Below are 14,840 nucleotides of genomic sequence, written 5' to 3'. Positions count from 1 at the left end.
CCGACAGATGTCCCAAGCACGCCCCGCCCGCATACTTGTCGTCGACGACGAGCCGGACCTGCGCACGCTCTACGAACTGACCCTCCTCAGGGAAGGACACGAAGTCACCTGTGCAGAAGATTTGCGCCAGGCGCGCGAAATGCTCAGTGCCGACCGCTTCGACGTACTCATCTCCGACATGCGCCTGCCCGATGGCCTGGGGCTTGAGCTGCTCAAGGAACTCACTGCCGATCAGCGCCCTGAAAAGACCATTGTCATCACGGCCTACGGATCTGCCGAGAACGCCGTCGAGGCGCTCAAGAATGGCGCCTTTGACTACCTCACCAAGCCGGTCGACCTCAAGCAGCTTCGTGCCGCGGTCGTCTCTGCCCTAAGAAGCCAGCGCCAGTCTGCCGAACCTGCTGCCGGACCATCTTCGGCCAGCGCCGTCATTCACACGGCACCTCCCCCCCCTTCTGGCGTTCAGGCACTCGCCCGTATCGTCGGATCGTCGGGGGCGATCGACCAGATCAAGAACCGCATCGAGAAGGTGGCCACCAGCATGGCGCCTGTTCTGATCATGGGAGAGTCAGGAACCGGTAAAGAGCTCGTGGCGAACGCTGTCCACTTGTGCAGCCACCGCAGCGAAGGGCCATTCATCGCCGTCAACTGCGGAGCCATTCCCGAGAACCTGATCGAGGCCGAGTTCTTCGGCGCAAGAAAGGGTGCCTACACAGGGGCAAGCTCTGACCGGGAGGGCTACTTCCAGGCGGCGAGGGGAGGCACTTTGTTCCTCGACGAGATCGGAGACCTTCCACTGGCCATGCAGGCCAAGCTCCTGAGGGTCATCCAGGAGCGGCGCGTCCGCCCGCTGGGTGGCGTGCAGGAAGAGACAGTCGACGTGCGGCTGGTCAGCGCGACCCACAAGGATCTGGCCGCACTCGTACAGTCGGGAGACTTCAGGCAAGATCTTTTCTACCGGCTCAACGTCATCGAATTGCGCACGCCAGCATTGCGCGAGCGAAGAGAAGACCTGCCAGAGCTGGCACAGGCCATTCTGCGCCGTATCTGCGAAGAGTCCAGACAGGAAGTTCCCCTGCTGTCGACGGCAGCCATCGCGTCGCTACAGGGCCGCGAACTGCCTGGCAACGTTCGCGAACTGGAAAACCTGCTTCAGCGTGCGCTGGCGCTGAGCTCCGGACATACCATCGAGCCAGGAGACTTCGGAGATGACACGCCGGGTCAGCATGCCGAGCAGGAAAGTGAGCCGGTCAGTCGTCCCGGCGTCGCCAGCCCCTTCGAAATGGCTACCGGCGACAGCATTCCGGCTGCCGCGCAAGGCCCGCTCAGCCTTCCGCCGGACTTGCAGAGTTTCCTTGATGACCAGGAACGCCAGGTCCTGCTGATGGCGCTCAAGGAAAGCGGGTACAACCGCACCGCGGCCGCTGCACGGCTGGGCCTGAATCTTCGGCAGATGCGTTATCGCATCCAGCGACTGGGCATCACGATGCCATCCGACTCAAGTGAAGACTGACCCTCACGCCCACACTGGCGAGAGGGCAGTCGAAGCCGCCGACTGGCGCGATGGCTGGCTGGGCAGTGTGGCAAATTGTCCGTCCCCCAACTTCGGCCCGCGACCTGACAAGACGGACGTCGATCTCATCGTCGTGCATTCCATCAGCCTTCCGCCAGGCATATTTGGCGGAAGGGAAATCGAGCAGCTGTTCACCAACTGCCTCGACTGGGACGCTCATCCATACTTCCAATCCATTCGGGGCACAGAGGTATCGTCACATTTCCTCATCCGCCGGGACGGCAGCGTCCAGCAGTTTGTGAGCGTGAACGACCGGGCATGGCATGCCGGTCGGTCCTGCTGGATGGAGCGGAACAACTGCAACGACTACTCCATCGGCATCGAACTTGAAGGCCTGGAAGGCGGCAGCTTCGAGCCTGCTCAGTATGAGCAGCTGGCATGGCTTTGCCGCGTGATTCAAGCCCGATACCCTATCAGGCACATTGCAGGCCATGAACACATCGCGCCTGGTCGCAAGTTGGATCCAGGCGCCGGATTTGATTGGATTCGCCTGCAACAACTGTTGCATTGGCCCAATCAGTGTTTTCCTGATGCTGTGATTCCCGGACAGGCGTCCTGACGGCGACGCTGGCACCGGGCTGATCAGGGGCACAGCCCTGCCCCCTTGATTCACAAGGCCTGCAAAACCAAAATCCGCCGGACAGCCCGAAAAACCTGACCACCAGGTGAAGAAGGCCCGCCATATCGACCTTGCCGACCCGCCGCACAAGAGCGGTGCACACCCGTTTTTTACTGTGCGAAAAGACGAGTGGCAGTTGCCTGCTGCTTTTTTAGCCAAACACTACCGGTAGTGTCTTGATAGCTGGCGAGACACCATATATAGTGTCTCCTGCGCTGACGCATTGCCGCCGTCGCTCCCCCGTTTTCACCGCAGAAAACCCTCCTCTCCTGCTCTCCACAAGGGAGCAACGTGCCTGGAGCGAGCCGAGCAAGCCCTATGTGCAGCGCAATCAGGAGCTTCCACGCCTTGAGCCAAAAACACACACACAAGCGCATTGAAAGAGGAACCATGCAGACTGCCCAACCCACCGACTCATCGGCTGCCGCCAAAGCGCCGTCGTCCATCCAGCCCGCACACGCAGCGCCACGCATCAACGACGCGCAGTACGCCCAGTACCAGATCATTCGCCGCAATGGTGCGGTCGTCCCCTTTGAGCCCAGCAAGATCGCTGTTGCCATGATGAAAGCCTTCCTGGCTGTCCATGGCACCCAGGGCGCGGCGTCGGCCAGCGTGAGAGAGACGGTGGAAGAGTTGACACAGAACGTCGTGCGTGCCCTGATGCGCTCTCGTCCGGGCGGCGGCACCTTTCACATTGAAGACGTGCAGGACCAGGTCGAGCTCGGCCTGATGCGCAGCAGCAACCACGAAGTGGCCCGCGCGTATGTTCTGTACCGTGAGCGCCGCTCGCAAGAACGCGCACACCAGAAGGCCGAAGCCACGGCGCCTGTGGCCGAAGCGTCCATGACTGTTGTCGACAACGGACAGCGAATCCCGCTGGACCTGGGCAGGCTGCGCACCCAGATCGAGAACGCATGCGCTGGCCTGGGCGCGGATGTCACGCCCGATCCGATCCTCGCGGAAACCATGCGCAACCTCTACGACGGCGTGCCCATGGAAGAAGTGCACAAGGCGTCCATCCTGGCGGCCCGCACCCTGATTGAAAAAGACCCTGACTACACATACGCCACCTCGCGTCTGCTGCTCAACACCATCATCAAGGAAGTCCTGGGTGAAGAAGTGCTGCCACAGGACATGGGACAGCACTATGCGGAGTACTTCCCACAGCTGATCAAGAAGGGCGTCGAGAATGACCTGCTTGATCACAAGCTGATGCAGTTCGACCTCGCAAAGCTCGGCGCCGCTCTCAAGCCCGAGCGCGACTTGCAGTTCGACTACCTGGGTCTCCAAACCCTGTATGACCGCTACTTCCTGCACGTGCGAAAGAAGCGCATCGAGCTGCCGCAGGCATTTTTCATGCGGGTGGCCATGGGCCTGTCGCTCAACGAGATCGACCGCGAAGCCCGCGCCATCGAGTTCTATGAAGTCCTCTCCTCTTTCGACTTCATGTCCTCCACGCCCACCTTGTTCAACAGCGGCACCCAGCGCTCTCAGCTATCGAGCTGCTACCTGACCACCGTGCCGGACGACCTCGATGGCATCTACGAGTCCATCAAGGAAAACGCACTGCTGTCCAAATTCGCTGGCGGCCTGGGCAACGACTGGACCCGCGTGCGTGCACTGGGCAGCCACATCAAGGGTACCAATGGTGAGTCGCAAGGCGTGGTCCCGTTCCTCAAGGTGGTCAACGACACCGCTGTCGCCGTGAACCAGGGTGGCAAGCGCAAGGGTGCCGTCTGTACCTATCTCGAGAGCTGGCACCTGGACATCGAGGAATTCCTCGAGCTGCGCAAGAACACCGGCGACGACCGTCGCCGCACCCACGACATGAACACGGCCAACTGGATTCCGGACCTGTTCATGAAGCGCGTCATGGAAAAGGGAGAGTGGACACTCTTCTCCCCAAGCGACGTCCCCGACCTGCACGACCTCTTCGGCGCCGATTTCGAAAAGGCCTACACCGCCTACGAAGAAAAAGCTGCCCGCGGCGAGATCCGGCCGCACAAGAAAGTACCGGCCATCGACCTGTGGCGCAAGATGCTCTCCATGCTGTTCGAAACCGGCCATCCATGGATCACTTTCAAGGACGCCTGCAACGTGCGCAGCCCGCAGCAGCACGCCGGTGTCGTCCACAGCTCCAACCTGTGCACCGAGATCACGCTCAACACCAGTGATGGCGAAACTGCGGTGTGCAACCTTGGCTCGGTCAATCTGGTCCGTCACCTCAAGGACGGCGCCAACGGCAAGGAACTGGACCACGAGAAGCTCAAGCGCACCATCAATACAGCGATGCGCATGCTCGACAACGTGATCGACATCAACTATTACGCTGTCAAGAAGGCCCGCGACTCCAACATGCGCCACCGCCCCGTGGGCATGGGCCTGATGGGTTTCCAGGACGCCCTGTACGAAATGCGTGTGCCGTATGGCTCCGACGCAGCCGTCACGTTCGCCGACAACTCCATGGAAGCCATCTGCTACTACGCTTACTGGGCCTCTACCGAGCTGGCACGTGAGCGCGGTCATTACTCCAGCTTCAAGGGGTCTCTCTGGGACCGAGGCATCCTGCCACTGGACTCGCTCGATCTGCTGGCTCAGGAGCGCGGCGGCTATGTCGACACCGACCGCAGTTCGACCATGGACTGGGACGCCCTGCGCAACAAGATCGCCCAGGACGGCATGCGCAACTCCAACTGCGTAGCCATCGCACCGACCGCCACCATCTCCAACATCATCGGCGTCGATGCCTCCATCGAGCCGAGCTTTGGCAACCTGTCCGTCAAGTCCAACCTCTCGGGCGAGTTCACGATCATCAACAACTACCTCGTCAAGGATCTCAAGCGCCTGGGCCTGTGGGACGACGTGATGGTCATGGACCTCAAGCACTTCGACGGTTCGCTGCAACCGATCGATCGCATTCCGCAGGACATCAAGGCCATGTACGCCACGGCCTTCGAAATCGAACCGTTCTGGCTGGTAGAAGCTGCAGCCCGTCGCCAGAAGTGGATCGATCAGGCACAGAGCCTGAACATCTACATGGCTGGCGCGTCCGGCAAGAAGCTCGATGACACCTACAAGCTCGCATGGTTGCGCGGTCTGAAGACCACCTATTACCTTCGCACCACTTCTGCCACGCATGCAGAAAAATCCACTGGGCGCGCTGGTCAGCTCAATGCTGTTTCGTCGTCGAGCGATTCATCGCACACCGCTGCATCTGCAGCCAGTGAACCAGCCACCGATGTGAAGTTCTGCGCCATCGATGACCCTGGTTGCGAAGCCTGCCAATAAGCCCAGAACAGAACCGACGCCTGCTTTTTCGTGAACATCGAAACGCGACCTCACATGCATTTCGATGTTCACGAGCAACACAACGAGACAGCTTTTGCTGTGATCGCTTTGCAATTGAAGCAGACACTTCGATAATTCACTGAACCGGATCGATCTATGTTGACTTGGGACGACAACGTCACACCCACCCCAAAACCTGCGTTGAATCCACTGGCGAACAACACGCCAGCCGCTCGGCCGTCGGCGCCTCAAGCGGCTCAGCAGGCAACAGACTCCTCCACACCCAACACTTCGTCTGCCGCTGCTGCCAGCGAGCGTCGCGTGAACGTGGCCGACAAACGCATCATCAATGGTCAGACAGATGTCAACCAGCTGGTGCCGTTCAAATACAAGTGGGCCTGGGAGAAGTACCTCGCAACTTGCGCCAACCACTGGATGCCGCAAGAAGTGAACATGAGCCGCGACATCGCGCTCTGGAAGGACCCCAACGGCCTGACCGAAGACGAGCGCCGCATCGTCAAGCGCAACCTCGGCTTCTTCGTCACTGCCGACTCGCTCGCGGCCAACAACATCACGCTGGGCACCTACCGCCACATCACGGCGCCCGAGTGCCGCCAGTTCCTGCTGCGCCAGGCATTTGAAGAAGCCATCCACACCCACGCATACCAGTACATCGTCGAGTCGCTGGGTCTGGACGAAGGAGAAATCTTCAACGCGTACCACGAAGTCTCTTCCATCCGTGACAAGGACGAGTTCCTGATTCCGTTCATCGACGCGATCATGGACCCGAACTTTCAGACCGGCACACCAGAAAACGACCAGACGCTGCTCAAGAGTCTCATCGTTTTTGCCTGTCTGATGGAAGGCCTCTTCTTCTACGTGGGCTTCACACAGATTCTGGCGCTGGGCCGTCAGAACAAGATGACTGGTGCTGCTGAGCAATATCAGTACATCCTGCGTGACGAATCCATGCATTGCAACTTCGGCATCGACCTGATCAACGCGATCAAACTCGAGAATCCGATGTTGTGGACACCTGAGTTCAAGGCTGAAATCAAGGCCCTGTTCCTCAAGGCTGTCGATCTTGAGTACCGCTATGCAGAGGACACCATGCCACGCGGCGTGCTGGGCCTCAATGCTTCCATGTTCAAGGGCTACCTGCGATACATCGCGAACCGCCGCGCAACGCAGATTGGACTGGAGCCACTGTTCCCCAACGAGGAAAATCCGTTCCCCTGGATGAGCGAAATGATTGACCTCAAGAAGGAGCGCAACTTCTTCGAAACCCGAGTGATTGAATATCAATCGGGTGGCGCATTGTCATGGGATTGAAATCCTTTTGAATTCAGCGACAATCAGCAATGTCAAGCAACAACACAAAGCCCTGTCCCACTCGTTGCAAAACGATGGCTCGGGGCTTTGTCACAGCATTCAAATTCTTGAAGTTCCAGGTGGGTGCATCCACGGGACTCCAGGAAATTGAATCGCTTCAGCGGCGACAAGACCGCTAGAAGTGCTCTTTCCAACTTGATCAAGGAGAAAGCAATGGCAACTGCGAAGAAAAAGGCTCCGGCCAAAAAGCCAGCCGCCAAGAAAGCTACGGCGAAAAAGCCGGCAGTGAAGAAGGTGGCAGCCAAGAAGCCTGCAGCGAAGAAAGCTGCAGCCAAGAAACCCGTGGCCAAGAAGCCTGCAGTGAAGAAAGCTGCAGCCAAAAAGCCAGCGGTCAAGAAAGCTGCAGCGAAGAAGCCTGCAGCGAAGAAGCCTGCAGCGAAGAAAGCTGCAGCCAAAAAGCCGGCAGCAAAGAAGGTAGCGGCCAAGAAGAAGCCAGCAGCGAAGAAAGCTGCGGCCAAAAAGCCAGCGGCCAAGAAAGTAGCGGCCAAGAAGAAGCCAGCAGCGAAGAAAGCTGCAGCCAAAAAGCCAGCGGTCAAGAAGGTCGCGGCCAAGAAAGCTGCTGCCAAGAAGAAGCCTGCTGCTAAGAAAGCCGTAGCCAAGAAGAAGCCTGCTGCCAAGAAGGCCGTAGCCAAGAAGCCAGCCGCCAAAAAAGCCGCAGCGAAGAAGCCTGCAGCGAAAAAGCCCGCGGCCAAAAAATCTGCAGCCAAGAAACCTGCTGCAAGAAAGGCTTCTGCGCCAAAAAAAGCCGCGCCGGCTAAAAAGCCGGCAGCCCCTGCGGCCCCAGCAGCTCGTACAAAGCTGAACCCTCAAGCAGCATGGCCGTTCCCGACGTCCAGCCGCCCTTGAGGCACTGAGGTCTTATAGAGGCCAGGTGTTCAAAAGCCCGACACACGCAAGTGTGTCGGGCTTTCTCGTTGGATACCACTGCAAAAACTAACAGTTTGACATTCCTGCACCACGCTGCATGCAGTACCCTGCAATCGCCACTTCAGAAAACGACATCCGCTGAGGACCGTTCAAGGCGATAGCGGTCACCGCATCGTGACCCGTCCTTGGCCAAGCCCAATCAGGGGCAAACATCTCCGGGGAGGAGAAAGAAGGCCATGTGAACGTCAACATCAAGTACAACATGCGTGTACTCAGACTGCGGCTGTCATCCAGTCTCATGTCCGAGCGGGAGCCCATGAAGCCGGCACCCAGCTTCCGCTGGAGCAAAGATTTTGCGAGTGGCAGCATCTCAGGAGCGCAGCTGGTTCCTCTCGACGATCCCGGCTTTCACCTGGCGGTGCCCATTGACACGGCATACAGCACGCAAGGTCGAGAAGTCTTCAGACCCGTCAATGGCCTGGGGGCACGCGAAGTGTTCAGCTTCTGGTTCGACGGCTCCGCGCTCGAAATCGATGGGCAGTCCCATCCGAACTATGGGGTCATGCTCTGGGTGGAGGGGGCACGGGTCGCCGAAGACCTCATCGTGGAAAGCGCGCCATCGAACGGCAACATACGCCGGCAGCTGCGAGTCGACTTCGACAGCAGGGCTCTGCGCAGAGTCGTCGTCATGCCCAGACATTTTGGCGGTACTGCAGGCGTGTTCATCAACCCGAACACCGATTCCGTCATACCGTATACCCCGGGCCTGAGCACGCCCATGGTGGCGCTGACCGACAGCTACGGAGGCTTTGGCCAATGGGGGTTTCCTCACGGCGGCGCATCCATCCTGCTGGCGGACGCACTCGGCTTCCATTTCGCCAACCTGCAACACGGCGGCAGCGGCTATGAGACGACCAACCAGGGACTCAATTTTCTGAATCGGCTCCAACTCTTCAGGGAGCACACTGAACATTGGCCGCCATCGGTGCTTGTGGTCAGCGGCGGTATCAACGACCCCGCCAACGCCAGAACCCATGCGCAGATTCAGGCCTTCTTCGCCTATTGCCGTCATCACCTGCAGCAAACGCTGCTCATCGTTCATGGGCCCTGGTGCCCCAGGCAGTCATACCTGAACGGCCGCGACAAGTACTCCCTGATCAACCAGTACATCCGCAATGAACTGGCCAATCTGGGAAGTCCTTGGTGGATCTACCTGAACACTCTTGAGGGTGGATGGGTGACCGGATGGGGTGCCTCTGCACCTGGCAACGGCCCCTGGATCACAGGCACTGGCACCATCGCCAACCCAAAGGGTGATGGAAACGCCGATGTGTACATTGATGCGGACGGCACACACCCTACCCACGAAGGCCAGCGAAACGGCGTTGCCTACATGGCCCGCCGAACACGCCGGGAAGTTCTGGCGGCCCTACAAACGGCTCAGATTGACTGACCGAAAGCGACGATCAGCCGCCCCACTCATAGTTTTGTCCGCCACGTGACGCGATCTTGACCGCGCCCATGCGATTGCCGAGCGCAGCGCATTTCTCGAGCGACCAGCCCTGCAACAAGCCATGCAGCAAAGCCGCACGGAACGCATCGCCACAGCCGGTGGGGTCAAGCAACTCGGTGGCCACCTCGCCTGCCACGCGCACCACACTGTTGCCGGCATACACATCGCATCCATGCTCGGCCAGCGTCACCACCATGCCTTGCACACGAGAGGCGACTTCCTGCAGTGACCACCCCGTGCGTTCGCTGAGCATCTTGGCTTCATAGTCATTGACAGCAACCCAGGTCGCCTGTTCGATAAAGCGTTGCAGCTCTTCACCATTGAACATGGGCAACCCCTGGCCAGGATCAAACACAAATGGAATGCCAGCAGCAGCCATTTGGTCGGCATGACTGATCATCGCGTCGCGACCATCGGGCGCCACGATGCCGAGCTTGATCCCGGCATCCACAGGCACCGGTGTCTCATGCGCATGCGACATGGCACCGGGGTGAAAGGCCGTGATCTGGTTGTTGTCCCGGTCCGTCATGATCATCGCCTGCGCGGTGAATGCATCGTTGACCATTCGCACGCACGACGTGTCGACACCCAGCGCCCGCAGACGCTCCATGTAGCCGTGCCCATCACTGCCAATGGCTGCCAGCGCGACCGCTGGCGAGCCCAGCTGCTTGAGCCCATAGGCAATGTTGCCAGCGCATCCACCGAACTCGCGCCGCATGGCCGGCACCAGAAACGAGACATTGAGGATGTGCAATTGCTCAGGCAGTATCTGCTCGGCACACCGTCCCTCGAAAGTCATGATGGAGTCAAAGGCGAGCGAGCCGCAGATAAGAATGGACATGATGATCAAATGCGTCCGGAGGACGACTCAAGGATAGAAAACAAATGCGCGGAAGCCAGCGCTGGCCAGGTCCTGGCCGCCAGCCAGCGTGAGACTCAAGCTGACGCTGATACTCTTGCCTGCCGGTACTTCTTCGGGTTGCCCGGGCCATTCCTGCGGCAGGAAAACGCGGCGAGCGATCACCTGCGATGCACCTTCGGAGCCTGTCAGGCTGAGCTCCACCGCAGGCGCAGCCAGCGGAATATCGCTGGTGTTGCGAATCTCGAAGTCAAACGAGTACAGATTGTCGAGGCGACGCTGAAGGTTGGCCCGCTCGATCACCACCTGATCGATACGGCGCGCCGCACCGACTTCGCAACCCAAAACACCGCATGCCGAAACCAACAGAGGTTTGATCGCAGGGCGCGCTGCCGCCAGTTCATTGCGTTCCTGGATGGCCCACTGGCCTGCCAGTGCCATGCCCAGCAGCAGGACAAGCGCAACCATGCTCATGCGCACAGCCCGGGACTCCCAGAACGCCTTTCGCCTGGCCTGCTGAACAAAGCTCAGCTCCACACCCTCTTCCATCAATCGGCTGCTGACGTCATCCTCCGCCAGCGGCACTTCGTCTTCGTCTTCGTCGGTCTCCCGCTTGCTCTTGTTTCGAGCCGGTGGTAGCCCGCGGGCAGGCGAGGACGCCGTCGCGAGCGTTCCATCTTCGTCCTCGGTTTCATCGCGCTCTTCCAGCGGCCACTCGCTGTCAATCTCATCCGTATCGTCAGATGAGTCACTTGCCTCGGCCTTGTCGCTCTCAGGCGCCAATGCACGGGCGGCCGGTGCCTTCGCTTTCTCAACAGCGCTCGTTGGAGCGGCTACGTCGGGCGCGACCTCTTCCTTGGCGACAGACCCCGACTTGCTGCCCGGCGCCTTCCCGGCTGCTACGGGAGGCAGCACAGAATCTGACGAGGTCGGCGGTGTGTTTTTTGTACCGGCAGCTTTTTCCTGAGTTGAAGGGGTTGCCTCCTCCGCGTCATTGCCCTCAGGCGGCGGAGGGACCGCCGAATAGATATCGTCTGCAGCGTGCCTTTCATTGCGTGGGTCACGGATCAGGCGCTGCGGACGGGGCCGAAAGTGCCCGGCCACCGGAGGCAAGGGTGGAAGCTCGGCCGGTTTTGCACGTGGCCGTGGAGCATCGGGCTCTGCTGCCTTGGCCACCTGTGCCGCTTTGGCCTCCGCCTCGTCTTCCGCCCTGACTTCGTCGGCGTAACGTTTGAGCTCCGCCATGAAATCCGAGTCGCCCCAGTCATCGGCAGGATCCGGCTTCAGTTCATCATTTTGCTCGGCAAGCTTGCGGGCTTCCTTGTCCTTGTTTGCACCGGCTGGCTCTTCTGGCTTGCCAGGACTGGGGCCGGCCGAGGCCCGTGCCGAGACCGCGGCTTTCGGGTCAGGCGAAGACAGGAACTGACTTGCCGACGGTGGCAGTGACGCACCCACAGGCTTTCTATCCGACCCACCGGCACCGGCAGCCCTACTCTGTTGCTGCTTGAGCGCCGCCACCACGGAAGAAGGTGCCACCTGAGACTCGGGGATGCGAGGCCGTGCAGAGGGAGCAGGCCCGGACACCACTTGCGTGCGAGGCCGCGCAGCAGCCGAACCCACCGGAGCAGATTCTTCGGCTGAAACCGGGCTCTTCTGCCCGGCAGCAGGCTGCCCACCCTTGCGGGATTCCTCCCATGGCTGCAGATACAGGCTGGCGTCAAACACATCTGAACAATAGCCGCACCGTACCCAGCCATCCGATATCTTCAGCTGGTCGGGCACGACCTTGAACGTCGTGCCGCAAGCGGGACATCGGGTGGTGTAACTCATGATGGAATTATTGCAGGCTCTGGGCCAACTTTTGTCGTCGGCCTGCCCCAGTGTTGGTCTGGCGCCATCCAGTGGTCATTCTGCGCGCTATTGACCACCGGCCACCCCTGTCAGGCGGCCTTTTTGCAAGCGCCCATCAGCACCCAGCCGTCTTCGCTGTCGAGCACCTCCAGCTGGACCCAGCTGGCATAGGCCTGCTTAAGCTCGTCTGCTTGACGCTCGAGAATCCCGGCGAGCACCAGATGGCCACCAGCCTGCACGTGCCCACACAGCAAGGGGGCGAGCACTTTCAGTGGCGTGGCAAGAATATTGGCCAGCACGGTCTGGTATTGGCCAGCGGCCAGTTCGGGCAAGCCAGCAGACAACTCAACATGGTTCTCGCTGGCATTGAGCCGTGTCGCCTCCACGGCAGCAGGATCAATGTCCACGGCGTCCACCTCGGATGCACCATGCAAGCGCGCGCCAATGGCCAGAATCCCCGATCCGCAGCCGTAGTCCAGCACCCTCTGGCCCTGTGGCGCATGCGCTGCAATCCAGCGCAGGCACATTCGGGTGGTAGGGTGGGTTCCCGTACCAAAGGCCAGGCCCGGGTCCAGACGGATGACGTGCGTCGCCGCTTCCGGTGGCTGGTGCCAGCTCGGCACGATCCAGAAGCTTGGCGTGATTTCAACAGGGTCAAACTGGGACTGGGTCAGACGCACCCAGTCCTGATCTTCCACCTTGCGAACACCGACGGTCTCCGAATCGACCCAGAAATCCTGCGCAGACAGAATACGGGCTGCATCTCGTGCCAGCGCTTCAGAAGCGAACAATGCCACGATGCGGGAACGCTGCCAGCCCTCTCTGGGCGCGGGCATGCCCGGTTCACCGAACATGGCTTGCTCCGCCGGAGTCAAGGCATCGGCATCCTCGACCGAGACACTCAAGGCATCCAGGGCGTCGAGGGCGTCGCTGACGGGCTCAACGGCGCCCTCGGGCAACAGCAGGACCAGTTCGTGGTAGGTCATCGCTCCCGCTGGGCCAGCCATTCTTCGAGATAGTGAATATTGGTCCCGCCTGCGACGAAGTTGGCATCAACCATCAGCTCGCGATGCAGCGGCACGTTGGTGCTGATGCCTTCGACCACGGTTTCCGCCAGCGCCGTGCGCATGCGTGCCAGCGCCTGCTCACGCGTGTCGCCATGAACAATGATCTTGCCGATCATGGAGTCATAGTTGGGCGGCACAAAGTAGTTGGTATAGATGTGTGAGTCCACTCGCACACCCGGGCCGCCCGGCGGGTGCCAGGTGGCAATCCGTCCGGGACTGGGTACAAACTTGTATGCGTCTTCAGCATTGATCCTGCATTCGATTGCATGGCCCCGCAGCTGAATGTGGCGTTGCGTAAACGGCAGCTTCTCGCCTGCCGCCACGGCGATCTGGGTTCGCACGATGTCGACACCGGTGATCATTTCAGTCACCGGGTGTTCAACCTGCACGCGAGTATTCATCTCAATGAAGTAGAACTCGCCGTTTTCATAGAGGAACTCAAACGTACCTGCACCACGGTAGCCAATCTTCTTGCATGCCGATGCACAGCGCTCACCGATCTTCTCGACCTGACGGCGTGGAATGCCAGGCGCAGGCGCTTCTTCAATCACCTTCTGGTGACGGCGCTGCATCGAGCAGTCGCGCTCACCCAGATACACCGCATTCTTGTGGGTATCGGCCAGCACCTGAATCTCGACGTGCCGCGGGTTCTGGAGAAACTTCTCCATGTACACCTCGGGGTTGCCAAAAGCTGCGCCCGCTTCCGCCTTCGTTGTCTGTACGGCGTGCAGCAAGGCCGCTTCCGTATGCACAACACGCATGCCTCGACCACCCCCGCCGCCGGCGGCCTTGATGATCACGGGGTACCCAACGGACTTGGCAATGCGCTTGATCTGGACCGGGTCATCCGGCAACGCGCCCTCAGAACCGGGGACAGTGGGCACGCCCGCGCGAATCATGGCCTGTTTGGCAGACACCTTGTCGCCCATCGTGCGAATGGACTCAGGCGTCGGGCCAATGAAGGTGAACCCGCTGTTTTCCACTCTCTCGGCAAAATCCGCGTTCTCGCTGAGGAACCCGTAGCCGGGGTGAATGGCCTCTGCATCAGTGACTTCTGCCGCAGAGATGATGGCAGGCATGTTCAGATAGCTCTGGCCAGATGGCGCAGGACCGATACAGACGGCCTCATCGGCCAGGCGAACATACTTGGCGTCACGATCGGCCTCCGAATAGACCATCACAGCCTTGATGCCCATTTCCCGGCAGGCTCGCTGAATCCGCAGGGCGATCTCACCGCGGTTGGCGATCAGGATTTTCTTGAACATGGATTCTGCCGTTTATTCGATCACGAACAGGGGCTGGCCGTATTCGACCGCCTGACCATTCTCGGCCAGTACCTGGGTCACGGTGCCGCTCTTGTCGGCTTCGATCTCGTTGAGGATCTTCATGGCCTCGACGATGCAGATGGTGTCCCCTTCCTTGACGGAGTCGCCCACCTCGGCAAAAGGCTTGGCGCCCGGACTGGAAGCACGGTAGAAGGTACCCACCATCGGCGATTTGACCTGGTGGCCAGCTGGCGCTGCTTCCGCGGCTGGTGCTGCTGCAGCGGAAGCCACATCCACCACGGCGGGCGCATGCGCGCCAGCCGGCATGGCAGGCGCGGCCACAGGTGCCATTGCATATGTAATGGGCGCCTGCGTCTCCTGCGGCACGCTCTTGACGATGCGGACCTTGCCTTCGGCCTCAGTGATTTCCAGTTCAGAGACGTTCGATTCCGACACCAGGTCGATCAACGTCTTCAGTTTTCGCAGATCCATGACTTCTCCATAAAACTTTCGCCAAATTGTCGGAAATCGCGCCAAAAGAGCGCT

11 protein-coding genes are annotated in these 14,840 nt (G+C 60.1%); 6 read left to right on the top strand and 5 right to left on the bottom strand.

What is annotated here, in order from left to right; genetic code table 11:
* Positions 1-7 precede the first annotated feature (7 nt).
* From ABWV89_RS06650 to ABWV89_RS06625, 6 genes are all read left to right on the top strand, one after another.
* Positions 8-1,513: a sigma-54-dependent transcriptional regulator gene (locus ABWV89_RS06650; RefSeq protein ID WP_353395417.1), complete on the top strand. Its 1,506-nt coding sequence runs from the start codon at positions 8-10 to the stop codon at positions 1,511-1,513.
* Positions 1,503-2,132: a 1,6-anhydro-N-acetylmuramyl-L-alanine amidase AmpD gene (gene ampD, locus ABWV89_RS06645; protein ID WP_353395416.1), complete on the top strand. Its 630-nt coding sequence runs from the start codon at positions 1,503-1,505 to the stop codon at positions 2,130-2,132. The genes ABWV89_RS06650 and ampD overlap by 11 nt, the downstream gene beginning before the upstream one ends.
* Positions 2,133-2,582: 450 nt before the next feature.
* Positions 2,583-5,480: a ribonucleoside-diphosphate reductase subunit alpha gene (locus tag ABWV89_RS06640; protein WP_353395415.1), complete on the top strand. Its 2,898-nt coding sequence runs from the start codon at positions 2,583-2,585 to the stop codon at positions 5,478-5,480.
* A 156-nt stretch (positions 5,481-5,636) separates the two neighbouring features.
* Positions 5,637-6,812, top strand: a complete 1,176-nt coding sequence (locus tag ABWV89_RS06635; RefSeq protein WP_353395414.1) for a ribonucleotide-diphosphate reductase subunit beta — start codon at positions 5,637-5,639, stop codon at positions 6,810-6,812.
* A 213-nt stretch (positions 6,813-7,025) separates the two neighbouring features.
* Positions 7,026-7,718 carry a histone H1-like DNA-binding protein gene (locus ABWV89_RS06630; protein WP_353395413.1) on the top strand — a complete coding sequence of 231 codons (693 nt, stop codon included), beginning with the start codon at positions 7,026-7,028 and terminating at the stop codon, positions 7,716-7,718.
* Positions 7,719-7,977: 259 nt separating this feature from the next.
* Positions 7,978-9,192, top strand: a complete 1,215-nt coding sequence (locus ABWV89_RS06625) for an SGNH/GDSL hydrolase family protein (RefSeq protein WP_353395412.1) — start codon at positions 7,978-7,980, stop codon at positions 9,190-9,192.
* A 13-nt stretch (positions 9,193-9,205) separates the two neighbouring features.
* Here ABWV89_RS06625 and ABWV89_RS06620 read toward each other — a convergent pair whose 3' ends face one another.
* The 5 genes from ABWV89_RS06620 to accB form a co-directional block, all read right to left on the bottom strand.
* The gene (locus ABWV89_RS06620; protein WP_353395411.1) at positions 9,206-10,093 is read right to left on the bottom strand and encodes a carbohydrate kinase family protein; all 888 of its coding nucleotides are present in this window, start codon (positions 10,091-10,093) and stop codon (positions 9,206-9,208) included.
* Positions 10,094-10,120: 27 nt separating this feature from the next.
* Positions 10,121-11,941 carry a DUF3426 domain-containing protein gene (locus ABWV89_RS06615; protein WP_353395410.1) on the bottom strand — a complete coding sequence of 607 codons (1,821 nt, stop codon included), beginning with the start codon at positions 11,939-11,941 and terminating at the stop codon, positions 10,121-10,123.
* Between the two features lie 110 nt (positions 11,942-12,051).
* Positions 12,052-12,948, bottom strand: coding sequence for a 50S ribosomal protein L11 methyltransferase (gene prmA / locus ABWV89_RS06610; RefSeq protein WP_353395409.1), 897 nt, complete (start codon positions 12,946-12,948; stop codon positions 12,052-12,054).
* Complete coding sequence (gene accC, locus ABWV89_RS06605) at positions 12,945-14,294, bottom strand: acetyl-CoA carboxylase biotin carboxylase subunit (protein ID WP_353395407.1); 1,350 nt, start codon at positions 14,292-14,294, stop codon at positions 12,945-12,947. The genes prmA and accC overlap by 4 nt, the downstream gene beginning before the upstream one ends.
* 12 nt (positions 14,295-14,306) lie before the next feature.
* On the bottom strand, positions 14,307-14,786 hold the full coding sequence (accB, locus tag ABWV89_RS06600) for an acetyl-CoA carboxylase biotin carboxyl carrier protein (RefSeq protein ID WP_353395405.1): 480 nt from the start codon (positions 14,784-14,786) through the stop codon (positions 14,307-14,309).
* Positions 14,787-14,840: the final 54 nt, after the last annotated feature.

It is taken from the genome of Hydrogenophaga sp. 5NK40-0174 (assembly GCF_040372165.1).
In the GTDB taxonomy this organism is placed as follows: domain Bacteria; phylum Pseudomonadota; class Gammaproteobacteria; order Burkholderiales; family Burkholderiaceae_C; genus Hydrogenophaga.
The sequence above is the reverse complement of the archived record's forward strand: the minus strand, read 5'-3'. Positions and strand labels throughout refer to the sequence as shown.